Source organism: Paraburkholderia sp. RL17-381-BIF-C (genome assembly GCF_046026435.1).
GTDB lineage: Bacteria > Pseudomonadota > Gammaproteobacteria > Burkholderiales > Burkholderiaceae > Paraburkholderia.
Window position 1 is genome coordinate 40662 of record NZ_JARESX010000012.1, and the last position, 12189, is coordinate 52850.

At 64.1% G+C, this 12189-nt stretch carries 12 protein-coding genes; 8 read left to right on the top strand and 4 right to left on the bottom strand.

Annotated elements, in window-relative coordinates; all coding sequences use genetic code 11:
• Window positions 1–12 precede the first annotated feature (12 nt).
• Window positions 13–903: a LysR family transcriptional regulator gene (locus P0D70_RS10360; protein ID WP_408184380.1), complete on the top strand. Its 891-nt coding sequence runs from the start codon at window positions 13–15 to the stop codon at window positions 901–903.
• Window positions 904–953: 50 nt separating this feature from the next.
• Here P0D70_RS10360 and P0D70_RS10365 read toward each other — a convergent pair whose 3' ends face one another.
• A complete protein-coding gene (locus P0D70_RS10365) occupies window positions 954–1586 on the bottom strand; it encodes a Vgb family protein (protein ID WP_408184381.1) in 633 nt (210 codons plus the stop codon).
• A 32-nt stretch (window positions 1587–1618) separates the two neighbouring features.
• Window positions 1619–2839 carry a helix-turn-helix domain-containing protein gene (locus P0D70_RS10370; RefSeq protein WP_408184382.1) on the bottom strand — a complete coding sequence of 407 codons (1221 nt, stop codon included), beginning with the start codon at window positions 2837–2839 and terminating at the stop codon, window positions 1619–1621.
• A gap of 118 nt (window positions 2840–2957) precedes the next feature.
• Here P0D70_RS10370 and P0D70_RS10375 point away from each other — a divergent pair, with 118 nt between their 5' ends.
• From P0D70_RS10375 to P0D70_RS10400, 6 genes are all read left to right on the top strand, one after another.
• Window positions 2958–3725: a DUF899 domain-containing protein gene (locus tag P0D70_RS10375; RefSeq protein ID WP_408184383.1), complete on the top strand. Its 768-nt coding sequence runs from the start codon at window positions 2958–2960 to the stop codon at window positions 3723–3725.
• Between the two features lie 230 nt (window positions 3726–3955).
• Window positions 3956–5014: a porin gene (locus P0D70_RS10380; RefSeq protein ID WP_408184384.1), complete on the top strand. Its 1059-nt coding sequence runs from the start codon at window positions 3956–3958 to the stop codon at window positions 5012–5014.
• A 363-nt stretch (window positions 5015–5377) separates the two neighbouring features.
• On the top strand, window positions 5378–5821 hold the full coding sequence (gene cynS / locus P0D70_RS10385) for a cyanase (RefSeq protein WP_091806434.1): 444 nt from the start codon (window positions 5378–5380) through the stop codon (window positions 5819–5821).
• A gap of 91 nt (window positions 5822–5912) precedes the next feature.
• A complete protein-coding gene (locus P0D70_RS10390; RefSeq protein ID WP_408184385.1) occupies window positions 5913–6620 on the top strand; it encodes a dienelactone hydrolase family protein in 708 nt (235 codons plus the stop codon).
• Between the two features lie 273 nt (window positions 6621–6893).
• Window positions 6894–8480 carry an alpha/beta hydrolase family protein gene (locus P0D70_RS10395; RefSeq protein ID WP_408184386.1) on the top strand — a complete coding sequence of 529 codons (1587 nt, stop codon included), beginning with the start codon at window positions 6894–6896 and terminating at the stop codon, window positions 8478–8480.
• Window positions 8481–8529: 49 nt separating this feature from the next.
• Window positions 8530–9396: a GNAT family N-acetyltransferase gene (locus tag P0D70_RS10400; RefSeq protein ID WP_408184387.1), complete on the top strand. Its 867-nt coding sequence runs from the start codon at window positions 8530–8532 to the stop codon at window positions 9394–9396.
• A gap of 71 nt (window positions 9397–9467) precedes the next feature.
• On the opposite strand, the gene P0D70_RS10405 is transcribed toward P0D70_RS10400, so the two are convergent.
• Together P0D70_RS10405 and P0D70_RS10410 are read right to left on the bottom strand one after the other, a co-directional pair.
• On the bottom strand, window positions 9468–9773 hold the full coding sequence (locus P0D70_RS10405) for a panthothenate synthetase (RefSeq protein WP_091806445.1): 306 nt from the start codon (window positions 9771–9773) through the stop codon (window positions 9468–9470).
• A gap of 132 nt (window positions 9774–9905) precedes the next feature.
• The gene (locus P0D70_RS10410; protein WP_408184388.1) at window positions 9906–10538 is read right to left on the bottom strand and encodes a methylated-DNA--[protein]-cysteine S-methyltransferase; all 633 of its coding nucleotides are present in this window, start codon (window positions 10536–10538) and stop codon (window positions 9906–9908) included.
• 297 nt (window positions 10539–10835) lie between these two features.
• On the opposite strand from P0D70_RS10410, the gene P0D70_RS10415 reads away from it, so the two are divergent.
• Window positions 10836–12170 (top strand): leucine-rich repeat-containing protein kinase family protein, encoded by a 1335-nt coding sequence (locus tag P0D70_RS10415; protein WP_408184389.1) that lies wholly within the window; start codon window positions 10836–10838, stop codon window positions 12168–12170.
• Window positions 12171–12189 lie beyond the last annotated feature (19 nt).

A 12189-nucleotide genomic window follows, 5' to 3' on the forward strand; every position in this document is an offset into this window, starting at 1 on the left:
TTTGGAACGATCATGGATTTGACGTCGCTTGCCGATTTCAACGCTGTTGCGCTGCATGGCGGATTCGGGCCAGCCAGCCGGGCGCTCGACCGTCCCAAGGCCACGCTGTCGCGACGCGTGGCCGAGCTCGAGGAAGCGCTCGGCGTGCGGCTGATCGAGCGGGGCTCGCGCAGGTTGCGGCTGACGGAAGAAGGTCTCGTGCTGCACGAGCGCACGCGCGGGCCGATGGCGGAGATCCAGGAGGCGGGCGAAGCGGTGGCGTCGCGCGCGCCGGTGCCGCGCGGGCGCTTGCGGATCAGCGCGCCAATCGTGTTCTCGCATGTGGTGTTAGGCCGGATCGCGGCGCGTTTCGCGTTGGCCTATCCGCAGGTCGAACTCGAAGTCATAGCGGAAGACCGGATCGTCGATCCGGTGGAGGACGGCTATGACCTCGTGATCCGCATCAATCCACCGCATGACGAGCAACTCATGGGGCGGCGCATTTACGGCGACGACCGGCTCCTGGTCGCCGCACCCACTTTGTCGATGCCTGCCCAGGCGGCCGACGATGCCGCCGCCGTGCCGGTGCCCGCAATCGTGCTGGCTGCGGCGTCGCCGGGCGCGATCTGGACAGTCCGCACCGAAACCGGCTTGTGGACGCTCGCGCCGATGCCGGTGCTGCGCCTCTCGTCGCTGCTGATGGTGCGTGACGCGGTGGTGGACGGCGTGGGCGCGGCGCTTTTGCCCAAGCTGCTGGTCGAGCAGGATGTGGCGGCAGGACGGCTCGTCTGCTGGGGCGTGGCGGACGGGCCGCAGGTTGAAATCTGGGCGCTTTACAACTCGCGGCGTCTGTTGAGCGCCAAGGTGCGCGCGTTCATGAACCTGTTGCAGGACTTGCCGGGACGCGAGCCGAATCCGCGCTGATCCATAGGGCGATCATGGCTCGCGAGTGGAATCGGCACGCATCCGCCGGCTCATTTGGGCCGTCGCACGGCGCGCACTTTGCCGCTGCTTCCGCCGCCGCAAAAGAAGCGGTCGCCGCCATCGGATTCAAGTCCCGACACGCTGACGCCGGACGGCATCTCGAGCCGCTCCTGAACTTCGCCGTTGCGCGGATCGATGCGCCGCAATTCGCTTTCATCGCCTTCCCACGTGCCGTGCCAGAGTTCGCCGTCCACCCATGTAACGCCGGTCACGAAGCGGTTGGATTCGATGGTGCGCAAAACCGCGCCCGTGTGCGGATCGACCTGATGGATTTTGCGCTCCCGATACTGCCCGACCCACAGCGACCCTTCGGCCCATGCGAGCCCCGAGTCGCCTCCGCCGCCCGGCGCGGGGATCGTGGCGAGCACGCGGCCGGTATCGGGATCGATCTTCTGGATGCGGTCTTCGGCGATCTGGAATAGATGCTTGCCGTCGAAGGCGGTGCCCGCGTGCGCGGCGACATCGATCGAACGGAGCGTCTTGCCGCTCGCCGGGTCGAACGCGTTCAACGTGTCGCCCGCTGCGAACCAGACATGCTGGCCGTCGTACGTGACGCCATGCACTTTTTCGACGCCCGGAAAGGGACCGTACTCATTGATGATTTCGGCGGGTGATCGTTTCATGGCTGTTCCCTCGTGGTTTTCGTGTTGCCATCCTAATCAATCGGCAACGGCGCAGGGAGTAACAAGGTCGTCGTGAATCCAGGCATGGGCGGGGTCATCCAGCGGCGCGCGCGGCCTTTGCCGACAGATTGCACCTTGCCTTGCACCGCGAGCGTATCGAGGCTCCGCTGCACGGTGCGCTGACTCGCGCCGAGCGCGAGCGCGAGGGCCGAACTCGACCACGACTCGCCGTCGGCAAGCAAGGCGAGCACGGGCGCGTGTTTGTCCTCGACAGGTCGCGCTAGCACCACGACCTCTTGCGCGTGTCGTGGCATCAGCATGAAGCCGCGCCGCGTCGCGCTCACGCCGGCCACCGCGCGAAGCACGGAACGCAACCGACCGAGTTCGACCCGCAGACGCGCGCGGTGCGATTCGTCGGCAATCTTGGCCCGGAAGGCTCGCGCGACGAGTACGTCTCTCGGCACATCCTCCGGCCATGCTTCGGCGAGTGCGCGTGCGAGCACGAACAACACCGGACGGCCGGCGAGCGAGATCACCGCGCCTGTCTCGCGTATGACGTGACGGCACGCGTCCACGATCAAAGCTTTCGATGCAAGTAACGCTTCTACCTCGTCGAGCAGCAGCGGGCGTTCTTCGCCACGCGCAAGGAGTCGCGCCGCAGGGGCGTTTAGCACGAGTGCGGCGTTGTCGACCTCCGCGATCAGTGCGGGGATACCCGCAAGACCCGCGGCACGCCTCGCGCGCTCTAGCGCGGCGCGTGCCGCGCGGGTCTGCAGGCGGCGCAGCGCGACACCGGCCACGACCAGTTCATGCGCGGCTCTCAAGGCCGGCGGGAATGGCGTGGGGTCAAGACCGGCAAGCGCGCGTTCGGCCTCGTCGAGGCGAGCTATCAACAGCAGGCGGCGGACTTCGAGATAGCGCGCATGCGCGGCGTTGAGCCGGTCGCCGTGCGCTTCGAGCGTGACGCGTGCCGCTTCCAGCGTTTTCGTGGGCCAGTTCAGATCGCGCGAGACGAGCGCGATCTCGGCTTCGGCGACGACACATCGCGCGCGGGCCACCGGCTCTCTTGAACCGAAGGCGCGCGCGGCGCTACGCACGAGCGCCTTCGCGCGAACCAGATCGCCGAGTTGCGCCATGGCGATGCCGCGCAGCGCGAGCGCGGGCGCGTCGTCGCGCAACGCCACACGATTGAGCGCGCCGAGCGGATCGCCCGCTGCGAGCGCACGCGCTGCTGCCGTCATTAGCGAGTCCATGGTCTACGCGAATCCCGTCACACTTGTCACTCCCTTGGTCTGAAGCACGCGGCTAATCTAGCACGACACCCCGCAGCATTTCGCGCGGGACTTCGTATAGCGAACCAAGGAGAGAGGCATGGCGACGACACACACCACCGGTACACGGGAAGCATGGCTAGCAGCACGGCTCGAATTGCTCGAAGCCGAAAAAGCGCTCACGCGGCAGAGCGACGAACTGGCCCGGCAGCGCCAGGCGCTGCCCTGGGTCCGCATCGACAAGGCATACCGGTTCGAGACCGATGAAGGAAGCGTCTCGCTGGCCGGGCTCTTTGCAGGACGCTCGCAGTTGCTCGTCTATCACTTCATGTTCGGTCCCGACTACACGGCGGGATGCCCGTCGTGTTCGGCGGTCGCGGACGGCTTCGCCGGGTCTGTCGTCCACCTCGCGAATCACGATGTCACGCTGACGGCGGTATCGCGGGCGCCGCTCGCGAAGCTGCAGGCATACAAGCGGCGCATGGGATGGACGTTTCCGTGGGCGTCCTCGGCCGGCAGCGACTTCAACTTCGACGTGAATGTCTCGTTCACCGAGCAGCAACAACGCGAAGGCAGCGTCGACTATAACTTCCAGCGCGGCGGCCATGCCATGGACGTGGTGCCGGCCCCGGCGCCCGTCGTCGAGTTTGCGACTGCCTGCGGAACCGATGCGCCGACGTATTCGCTCGATAGGCCCGGCATGAGCGCGTTCGTGCTCGAAGACGGTGTCGTGTACCACACGTATTCCGCATACGGGCGCGGTGTGGATGCGCTATGGGGCATGTACCAGTGGCTCGACCATGCACCCAAGGGACGCAACGAAACGGGGGTCTGGTGGCACCGCCATGACGAGTACGGGAAGCACTGAGCCACGGGGATCAGCAACGTGCGCGCAACGCGGAGAACGGCTCGGACCATCGAGCCGAAAATTGCAAACTGGCTCAGGTCTGTTATGTTCGCAACTGGTCCGGCGAGCGGCCTGTCTGAACATGCCAGGTTATCGTTTCGCGAGCGCACGTTGGACATCCCTACGGAGGACTTCATCTGGTCGGCGCCGCGAGATATTCACTGAATGAGCCACCACGAAAGCGGGCGCCTTTGGCACGGCTTGCTACCTGGCGCCGCCGCTCGAGTTGGCGTGCAGGCGTCGGCGGTTTGGCGTTGCTATTTTGCGCGCAGAGCCTGGCCGCGCCGGGCGCGAGCGCGGGCTCCGTCACGCTGTACGGCGTGCTCGACACCAGCCTCGAAATAACCGATCCCGGGTCCGGGTGGACGCCGCGTCTGGACTCGGGCGCCTATCGCGGCTCGCGGGTCGGCTTGCGCGGCAGCGAGCCGCTCGGCGCGGGCACCGATCTGGTCTTCACGCTGGAAAACGGCTTCAGCTCGGTCGACGGCTCGCTTCAGAGTCCCGGTCTTCTGTTCAACCGCCAGGCGTGGATCGGCACGCGCAGCGGCTGGGGCGAGATGCGGTTCGGCCGGCAATACTCGCCGATCTATATCCCGTTCAAGGGCGATCTCGACGCGTTCGGCGCCGGCACGATTGCGTCCGGACTCAACAACCTGTCGAAGATCACGCCCTACGCGAGCAACGCGATCACATATCTGTCACCGCTCGTCGGCGGATTCAGCGGCACTGTCATGATGGCCACGCGTGACCCGGCGGAAAACGACGGCAACGGCATCGACGGCTACTACGTCACCGCCGCCTATCAGCTCGACGAGTTCAGGCTGCTCTACGCGCGTCAGCAGACACACGGCGCGGGCGCACTGCGCGCGAATCTCGGCGGAGCGACCTACGCGGTCGACAAAGTGCGGGTGTGGCTCGCCTTCTTCAATGGCGATGGCGGCACGCCGCTCTATCACGGCGCGGGTGGGGCACTCTCGGCGCAATACAGCTTTTCTTCGAATGCGCGCGCCTCGGTGGGCTACGCGCATGTGCGCGACTTCACCGGTGCGGGCGCGAGCGCTGATCAGTTCAGCCTGGCGTTCGAATATAACTTTTCTTCCGCCTTACTGTTCTATTTCAGTGCGGCGTATCTGTCGAATCACGACGGCGCCAGCTTCACCCTGCGCGGCGTCAACGTGACCGGGCTGCCGGTCGCCTATCCGGGCGCGCCGGTCGCGGGTGTGCAGTTCGGCGTGCTCGAGCGATTCTAGCGGGCAAGCCGCTCGTGGCCGCCCGGTGCGGCGGTTCAAATGGCACGCCGCGGGCTGATCTTCGGTGTGATCGGCCGTCGCCTGACCGTCCCCGTTGCCGCGCAGTCCGTCGAACACGCAGCAGACCATTTCGGCTGATTCGCGCTGTTCGCCGGGATGGACGTTCCGACCTCGTGCCGGCAGACGCGGGCGCTGCTGAACCGGGAGCCGACACAGCCGGGGCCGATCGCCGACCTCGGCCGGCCGCGCTATTTCCAGACCTGACGCGCGGCATGTCGCGGCGAGCGCGCTTATTTCGTCTTGAGTACTATCGCTCAACGTCTCTCATGCGCGTATCGCCCGATCTTCACGGAGGACTCCATCATGGATCGCAACGACGTCACGAAGAAAATCATCGCCGCGAAAGTCAACAGCAAGCTAACGTGGGGAGAGATCGCCGCGAAGATCGGCCGAAGCAAGGAGTGGACGACCGCGGCCATGCTCGGCCAGATGACGCTCGATGCGAAACAGGCCGCCGTCGCTCGGGAACTGTTCGACCTGACCGACGAGGAGACCGCCTGGCTGCAAATCGTCCCGTACAAGGGCTCGCTGCCGACGGCGGTTCCGGCCGATCCGCTGATCTATCGCTGGTATGAGATCGTCAGCGTGTACGGCACGACGATCAAGGAGCTGATCCACGAGGAATTCGGCGACGGCATTATGAGTGCGATCGACTTTTCGATGGATATCCAGCGTGAACCGAACCCGAACGGCGACCGGGTCAAGGTGGTGCTCAGCGGCAAATTCCTTCCCTACAAATCCTACTGATCGTTGCGGCCAGGCCGACCTGGCGCCGAGTCTGCAGAACCGCCCGCACTGGAGCTATGCTAGCGGCTTCGTCTACTTCGAGGAGCAACTGATGGCACAGACAGCGGGTTCGATGATCACGTTCAGCCGTCCCGACGGCAAGCAGATCCAGGGTTATCTGGCCAAGCCGGAAAAGCTGGAGGGCGCGCCCGGCATCGTCGTGATTCAGGAGTGGTGGGGCGTGAACGACCAGATTCGCGGCGTGGCGGACCGGCTCGCGCAGGCCGGTTACGTGGCGCTGGTGCCCGATCTTTTTCGCGGCAAAACCACGGTGGAAGAGGCGGAGGCCCACCACTTGCTCGACGGGCTCGATTTCGGCGACGCGGCCACGCAAGACGTGCGCGGCGCGGCTCAGTATCTGAAGCAGCATGCGGCGAAAGTCGGCGTGACGGGTTTTTGCATGGGCGGCGCGCTGACCTTGCTGGCGCTGTGCAATGTTCCCGAAGTGTCGGCCGGGGTGGTCTGGTATGGCTTCCCTCCGTTGGAGTACGTCGACGCATCGAAAATCACGGTGCCGGTGATCGGTCATTGGGCCACGCAAGACGAGTTCTTCACGGCAGAAACGGTCGATGCGCTGGAAGCCAAACTGAAGGGCGCGAATGTCGACGTGGAGTTTTACCGCTATCTCGCGCACCACGGCTTTGCCAACGAACAAGCCGTCGGCCCGGGCCGCATCGCGCGGACGCAGTTCGATCCGGTCTGGTCGCAATTGGCGTGGGACCGCACACTGACGTTTTTCGGCCGTACCCTGTGGAAGTAAGCGGCGAGATCGGCAACCGACCCGGCCTCGCCGGGTTCAGTGCTTAAGCTCACCGCTGGCGATCACTTCGCGAGCGTGCGCGAAGCCGTCGGTCACGGCCGGGCGCAGTGGCCCATCGTGCCTCGGAAATGGCTGATGAACACGAGCGGCACGCCTCCCGTCTTGCCGAAGCGGACGGCCTGACCTTGGCGGCGTGCCGCTCCGTTTACCTATACTCATCTCACTCTGGAAAGCCGCCCACTCGACGTGACACCAACAAGCCGGAGTTTCCACATGTCTGTAGCGATGCGAAACGCGGCCCTCGGACTGCTGGCCTGGTTCACGTTGGGCACGAGTGTCACGGCGCATGCCGACTCCAGTTGCAACGAAGCATGCACTGCGCGCGGCGAGCTTCTCGACCATCACGTTACGTTGACGCTGACCGCTCAGGAGTTGTCGACATTGCTGGCTTCGAGCGCGGGTGGCCGGCACCTCGCGCGGATTGCCGGCGAGCCCGCATGCGGCATCGAGATCGTGAGCTTTCGCTACCGCACCATCGGCGGCGCGGGCGAACCCACTCATGCAAGCGGCGCGTTGATGATCCCTTCGGGACGTGCGGCGGCATGCAGCGGAGCGCTTCCACTGATGCTCTACGCGCACGGCACCACTGCGTACCGCAACTACAACCTCGCCGATCTCACGCAAACAGATCCGGGCAATGGCGACGGCGCAGGGGAAGGCATTAGCGTGGCGGCCATGTATGCGGCGCACGGCTATCTCGTCGTGGCGAGCAACTACGCGGGCTACGCCGGCTCCGATCTCCCGTACCACCCCTATCTGAACGCCGATCAGCAATCCGCCGATATGATCGATTCGCTGCGGGCGGCGCGCCTCGCGCTAGCCGACGTGAAGCCCGACCGAAGCGCACGCGAGAACGGCAAGCTATTCGTCACCGGCTATTCGCAAGGCGGCTTCGTTGCATTGGCGACGCATCGCGCGTTGCAAGCGGCCGGCATCAACGTGACCGCATCCGCGCCGGGCTCCGGTCCGTATGCACTCGCGGCTATTGCCGACGCGCTGATCGAAGGCGCGGTCAACCTGGGCTCGACGCTCTTCGCGACGTTGATCGTGACCGGTTACCAGCGCGCTTACGAGAATATCTACCGCCGGCCCGGCGACTTTTACGACGCCGCCTACGCGTCCGGTATCGAAACGTTGCTGCCGAACGCACAGCCGCTCAATCAGCTGATCGCCGCGCGCAAGCTGCCTTCGACGCAACTCTTCAGCAGCCTGCCGCCCGCGCCGCAGTTTGCCTCGATCACGCCGCCCGCCGTGCCGCCATTGACGCCGCCTGTACTGACGCCGCTATTCGCGGCGGGCTTCGGCAAGGCCAACCTCGTGCGCAACGCTTATCGACTGACACTGCTCGAAGATGCGGCCGCCAATCCCGACGGCGCATTTCCCAACTCGACCGCGGCGATGGAGCCGGCAACGGCTCCGCGGCATCCATTGCGTCAGGCGTTCAAGCGCAACGACTTACGCAACTGGCTGCCACGCGCCCCCGTTCTTTTGTGCGGCGGCCAGTCCGATCCCACTGTGTTCTTTTTCAACGCGCGTATCGAGCAGGCATACTGGCAGAACGCCAAGGTGCCTGCGGGACTCACGTCCGTGCTGGATGTCGATTCCGCCGTCGCCGGGCCCGGCGATCCGTACGCGCCGATCAAACAGGGTTTCGCGAGCGCGAAGGCGGAAGTCGCGAGTCAGGCTGTCGCCGGCGGCGCGACCGACGGCGGAGCAGCGGCGGTATTGCGTGCCTATCACGGCAGACTGGTGGCGTCGTTCTGCATGTTGGCGGCGCGGGCTTTCTTCGCCCGCTTCTGAGCGCCACGAGTGAGGCGGCGATGTGCCAGGAACAGTGGGCTAAACGATCATGACGAAGCGCAACGGGCACGAGGATTTCGTCGTGCGCAGTATGTCGGCCGACGACCTCGCTTTGGCGGTGGAATGGGCCGCGCAGGAAGGCTGGAACCCCGGTCTGCACGACGCTGCCTGTTTTCGCGCGGCCGATCCGGACGGGTTCTTCATCGGCGAATGGCGCGGCGAGCCAGTGGCCTGTCTATCCGCTGTCGCGTACGGAGAGACCTTTGGCTTCATCGGGCTTTATATCGTGAAGGAGGCGTTTCGCGGTCGAGGTTTAGGTATGTGTGTCTGGCAACACGGCATGGCGTATCTGCGAAACCGTAACGTCGGTCTGGATGGCGTGGTCGCTCAGCAGGCGAACTACAAAAAGTCCGGATTTCAGCTTGCGTATCGCAACATCCGCTTTCAGGGCATTGCGCAAGGCATCGTTCAGTGCGACGCACATGCCGGATTGCTGAACGCCTCGGCGCTGCCTTTCGAAGTGTTGAACCACTACGATCGGCAATGCTTCCCCGCTGCGCGTGAGCGTTTTCTCGCCGCATGGCTTGCGCAACCTGATGCGATTGCACGAGTCGCGGTGCGCGACGGGCAGCTTGTCGGTTACGGCGTATTGCGGCGTTGCAGGAGCGGCAGCAAGATCGGCCCATTGTTCGCGGACAACGTGGAGATTGCCAGCGAGCTGTTCTCCGGGTTGATGTCGAGCATTCCGGGCGAAGCGTTTTTCTTCGACGTGCCGGAGATCAACGCAGATGCGGTCGCATTGGCCGAACGGCATGGCATGACGAGCGTATTCGAAACCGCGCGGATGTACACGCAGGAACCGCCCACTCTTCCCATTGAACGCATATTCGGCGTGACTTCGTTCGAACTCGGCTGACCGCGCGTGATAGTGCATTTGGAGTTGCGCAGCCGTCGGCGGTGCAAATCGGGAACCGCCAACGGCATGGGCTATTTCCACTTCGAGCCGAGATTCTCCAGTCCGGCTTTCATCAGGTCTTCCGGCAACATCGCAATACGCAATTCACAGTCGGCGTTGAATTTCAGAAACCATGGCTCCGCGAGTGCGGGAATCGATGATGCGGCGTCGATATCCACCACCATCACCGCCCCGCGTGCCCCGTTCTGCTCGGTAAAGTAGACGGTCTCCGGTTTTGCCTCTTCCAGTATTTGTCGGATCACGTTCCCGACGCTGCCTTCGCGCACCATGGTGTTGAACGGCTCGTGCGGGATTCGTATGTTGAGAAGCATGCGCATGTCATCCTCCTGTTGACGCCCCAAGGGCCTCTTAAGGATAGGTGCTTCTATGCGCATGGCAACGTGGCCTGTTACGACGCGTTCAACGCGGCACGACGAATCCGGCGTGTTCGTCGCAAGGCATGCGCCCGCTTAGTTTCCGAACAGTGAACTTTGCGTGCCGCGGCTCGGTGCATGGCGTGCGGGTTTCGTCTGGGCTTCGGATTTAGCCCGAGCCTCGACTGCGGGCTTTTCTTCGAGCGCGAACATATCGGTTTGCCTGTCGGCTTCCGCTTCCAGCGAAGTCTGGCCGGCTTCGAGCGACAGCAGAAACATCTTGTTCGCCAGGCCCCCCGCGAAGCCGGTCAATTCACCGGACGCGCCGATCACCCGGTGGCACGGCGTCACGATGGAGATCGGATTTCTGCCGTTCGCCGCACCGACCGCCCGCACCGCGTTGACGTTGCCGATCTGCATGGCAATTTCCGCGTAGCTGCGCGTCTGGCCGAACGGGATGGTCAACAGCGCGGCCCAGACCTGTTTCTGGAAGTCCGTTCCCTGGAACGTAAGCGGCAGGTCGAATTCGCGCCGCGTGCCGGCGAAATACTCGTTCAATTGCCGTTCGGTATCGACCAGAACTGGACGATCATTCGCTTCGATCCATTCCCCAAGACGCACCCGGTTCGGCTTGTCGTTCTCCCACAGAATGGCGGCGAGGCGCTCGCCGTTCGCAACGAGTTTCAACTGGCCGACGGGAGAGTCCATCAACTTGTAGGCGTAGGTCACTTTGCTTGCTCCTGACGGTTTGGAGGCACAGATGCTGCACGGCGAGTCTGCGAATGCGCGCGGCGAACGGGCCGCAGCGGGTCGACATCCAACAGTGTCAGCCTTGTGCTCTCTGAAGACGCTCCGAATCTTGCTGTCCGGTCCCTTGCAAACGTTCGCCCATCGCTGGGCTGCTGTGCTGAAGGGAACGCGAACGAAGCGTCACTGTACAACCGTTTTCGCGTCAGGCTCGCGACTCAGTAGAATTGATACCTTCGATACGAAGCGCGCCGGCAACCGGACATCTCCACTACGACTGTGACGACAACACTTGAACAACTCCGGACCGGACAACTCGCGGGTACTCGCCGGCTCAAACTGGCATGCGGGTTGACCGAATTTCCCCGGGAGATTTTCGATCTGGCCGACACGCTGGAAGTTCTCGACCTGTCGGGCAACGCGCTCACGTCGCTTCCCGACGATTTGCCACGACTGGGCAAGCTGCGCATTCTCTTCGCCTCCGACAACCCGTTCACCGAGTTGCCGGAAGTGCTGGGCCAGTGTTCGCTATTGAGCATGGTCGGCTTCAAGGCAAACCGCATCCGGCGCGTTTCCGGCAACGCGCTCCCACCGCAACTGCGTTGGCTGATCCTCACCGACAACGAGATCGAAGCGCTGCCGGCCGAAATCGGCGGCTGTACGCAATTGCAAAAGCTGATGCTGGCAGGCAACCGCCTGCGTACGCTTCCCGAGGCATTGGCCGACTGCTCGCGGCTCGAATTGCTGCGTCTCGCGGCGAATCAGCTCGGCGAACTGCCCGCGTGGTTGCTGGGTCTGCCGCGACTTTCGTGGCTGGCGTACGCCGGCAATCCGTTCAGCGAAGCGCTCGAGGCGGCGGCGCTGATCGACACGCCGATCGCCGCAATTCCATGGCACGAGTTGAAACTCGAAGCGCCGTTGGGCGAGGGCGCCTCCGGTGTCATCTATCGCGCGGAGCTTGCGGGCCGTCGCGATGCGTCCCGCGCTGTCGCCGTGAAGCTGTTCAAGGGAGCAGTCACGAGCGACGGCTTGCCGGACTGCGAGATGGCGGCCTGCATTCGCGCGGGCGATCATGCGAATCTGATCCCGGTAGCGGGAAAGGTGAAGGACCATCCGGCAGGCACGCATGGCCTCGTGATGGAACTGATCGATCCGCAGTTCAGCAACGTCGCCGGTCCTCCGAGCCTCGAATCCTGCACGCGCGATGTGTACGGCGCCGACACGCGTTTCGATGCGGCGTCGGCATTGGGCATTGCATACGGTATGGCGTCGGCGGCGCGTCATCTGCATGAGCAAGGCATCATGCATGGCGATCTGTACGCCCACAATATTCTGTATGGCGGACACGGGCGCGCGTTGCTGGGAGATTTCGGCGCGGCGTCTTTCTATGCGCCCGGCGATCGGAACACCGGCCTTGCGCTTCAGCGTCTCGAAGTCAGGGCATATGGCTGTCTGCTCGAAGAGCTGCTCGAACGATGCGACTGGCTGGATTCGCACTCGGACACCGCAGCGGCGTTGGTGGAGTTGAAGGACAATTGCTTGAGCGAGGCGATCGAAAACCGGCCGTTGTTCGACGACATCGTCGCCCGTTTGCTGGCGCTGAAGGGCGATTGATGATCGGCAAACAGCAGCG